Source organism: Pantoea ananatis LMG 2665, assembly GCF_000710035.2.
In the GTDB taxonomy this organism is placed as follows: domain Bacteria; phylum Pseudomonadota; class Gammaproteobacteria; order Enterobacterales; family Enterobacteriaceae; genus Pantoea; species Pantoea ananatis.
Genome location: NZ_JMJJ01000013.1, coordinates 1 through 2,351, shown reverse-complemented (window position 1 = coordinate 2,351; position 2,351 = coordinate 1). Strand labels below are relative to the sequence as shown.

At 58.6% G+C, this 2,351-nt stretch carries 4 protein-coding genes; all 4 read left to right on the top strand.

All coding sequences use genetic code 11. The features are described 5' to 3' along the window. A partial coding sequence (locus EL29_RS21315; protein WP_029571490.1) for a hypothetical protein occupies nucleotides 1-910 on the top strand: 910 nt, incomplete at its 5' end. A gap of 89 nt (nucleotides 911-999) precedes the next feature. After that, complete coding sequence (locus EL29_RS21310; RefSeq protein WP_033766154.1) at nucleotides 1,000-1,149, top strand: hypothetical protein; 150 nt, start codon at nucleotides 1,000-1,002, stop codon at nucleotides 1,147-1,149. After that, nucleotides 1,146-1,712: a hypothetical protein gene (locus EL29_RS23175; RefSeq protein ID WP_028715636.1), complete on the top strand. Its 567-nt coding sequence runs from the start codon at nucleotides 1,146-1,148 to the stop codon at nucleotides 1,710-1,712. The genes EL29_RS21310 and EL29_RS23175 overlap by 4 nt, the downstream gene beginning before the upstream one ends. Nucleotides 1,713-1,767: 55 nt before the next feature. Further along, nucleotides 1,768-2,091 (top strand): hypothetical protein, encoded by a 324-nt coding sequence (locus EL29_RS21300; RefSeq protein ID WP_033766156.1) that lies wholly within the window; start codon nucleotides 1,768-1,770, stop codon nucleotides 2,089-2,091. The last annotated feature ends 260 nt before the right edge of the window (nucleotides 2,092-2,351 follow it).

The following is a 2,351-nucleotide window of genomic DNA, read 5'->3' as shown; positions in this document are numbered from 1 at the left end:
ATCTACCGAAACACGGGTTTTAAAAAACTTCGACGTGCAACTGCCCGTGCGTACAAACCGCCTGGTCGCCCTCGCGAAACTGGAAGGTAATCTGATGACGTACCGCGCGCTGGATGCGCTGGGGGCGACTGGTCCGGATGACGGTGATGACCTGTTATCTGATATCCGGTACGCGGCAGAACTCATCACGACGATGATTGATGAAGGCGATATCGCCACCCCGTCTGCGTACGAGCTGGCGACGTCCGTCCGGTCTCTCGCCACTGAAACAGTGCCAGCAGAGTGGGCCTGGGTGGACGGGCCTGACCTGCCAGCCCTGGAATACCTTCAGAAACATGCCCCGCTTCAGCGTGAAGCGCTGCGTCAGTCATATATCGAGGCGTCGCGCCCGTTTGGCCTTACCGTCTGCGGTCGCATGGAGTTCGACGAAGATGACCGGAATCTGGGTACGTACTGGCGTGACGTGGAAGTTTCCCTGGGCCGTGCGGACACTCTTCCGGAGACGATGGAGCTGCTGGTAAAGGCAAGCCTGAGCGGGGACTGGGGGCAGAGCGAATACGGTGGGTACGGTTTTGACCCGCACATCGCCACCATTACCGACATTGCACGCCGTGTGGTGCTGCGCGGCAATGCCCGCACGCTGGAGTGGGCCGTGCCGGAAACCGATCCGGCTGCGTTAGAACGTATTGCGGCACAGAAACAGGCGCTGCGTAAGCAGGCCGCTTACGAGTCCGGCTGGGATAACTATGAGACGGCCCGCCAGCTACGCCAGGAGGCCGACATGCTTGACCTGACCAGCGTTCACGCCGTCTGGCTGAACGATCCGCATGTGGCTGAAGCACTTCGGGAATATCAGCATCCGTCCACGCGCCTGGATGAAACAGAAATCATGGAGGGCATGGAGTTTTAGGCGCAAAAAAAGCAGGGTTGCCCCTGCTTTCTTCACGGCGGGTAGCTGTAACTACCCGCCACATCAAAATCAAACTCGGAGCTACGAATATGAATTTTGACCCGCAAATCGTCGCACAGGCGGCGCTGTTTGTAAACGCACTGCTCAGCGGCCAGCACGCTCATGTGCCTGCGATGCCGTTTTATCTCTGGCAGCAGTTCATGACGACCGTTAACACAATGACGGGAGCCAGAGCATGAGCCAGCAGAATCAGACAGAAAATGCCGACCTGACAATCGTCACCGAGGACGACATTGCCCGCGCGCTGGGCCAGTACTGTGTCATCACCCTGGATAACGGGGATGAAGCGTTTTACATCCACGGTCAGTTTATTCACAGCACGGAAGGGGCGAATGATGATCCTACCCTGAAGGAAATCGCCAGGCTGTCAGCCCGCGCGGAATGCCAGTCGCTGAACTGCATCGATCTGGCCGTGCCGGAAGACGAAGAATGGTGCTGGAATGACATCGTCGAGCAGCTCGCCCGCCGCACGCCATCTGAGGAAGTGAGGGCCACGGTGACTGTAACGGGTTGCGAAACGAAGCGGGGCAGGGGTGTACATTTCTGCGGTCATTCGCTGCTGAGTGGCCACAATGCGAATATGTGGTTTCCGGTGGCAGAGGCGGAGTCGTGGTTTGAAGCGGTTGAGCGCATTCTGGTCATGAACGGGCTTGCCGAGAACCTGTGCCGTCTGGAGCCGCTGCGAAAAGGCAGCGATTACAACGACTGGCGTGCCATCTATAACCGTAAAGTGCGTATCTGACGGGGCTGGGCCGGTGGTTTCCGGCCCTACTCTCTCAAACTAAGGAGAAGTGCCCATGCTGAATAACACTCCATCCGGTGTGACAACGCCCACACAGGTTGCGAATCCGGGATCGCTGAAAATAGCCGACCTCGATGACCTGGCGGATTACGCGCTGCATCCGGTTCCGTGGGAGACAACCGACGTGTCCTGTAGCGCTGCGGCGGCAGTCGTCACCTTCGCCCGTTGCACGGGGCTGGACAGTAAAAATGACCTGGCAGAAACGGCTATTACCGATCTGTTGGCAAATCTTATGCACCTGTGCAGCGCTAAAGATCTGCCGTTCTGCGAGCTGCTTATCCGCGCAGGTTCGCATTTCAGGGATGAAGCCGCAGGCTGATTCCGTGCCGTGCAGGGCGCAGACCCTGCAGGCCCTCCGGGCCGGGCAAAACCCGGTGCTGACGCACCGGCTTCCTCCCTCCGCGTGCTGTGACTCTGCGGTGCAGTATGGCCACTCCGGTTCACTGGTACGTTATTGTGGCCAGTATTCCGGTCAGCACGATTATGGCCGGTTGTGTTTGTGGCCAGCTTCCGCTGTTCAGTGAACCCTTAACCCCTTATCAAAAGCCACAGCCGGGACATGGCCCCCTTCGGCTCCTG

Bases quoted from the DNA above. Each gene is read 5' to 3' on its own strand.
- EL29_RS21310 (WP_033766154.1), top strand. From the start codon at position 1,000: ATGAATTTTGACCCGCAAATCGTCGCACAGGCGGCGCTGTTTGTAAAC.
- EL29_RS23175 (WP_028715636.1), top strand. From the start codon at position 1,146: ATGAGCCAGCAGAATCAGACAGAAAATGCCGACCTGACAATCGTCACC.
- EL29_RS21300 (WP_033766156.1), top strand. From the start codon at position 1,768: ATGCTGAATAACACTCCATCCGGTGTGACAACGCCCACACAGGTTGCG.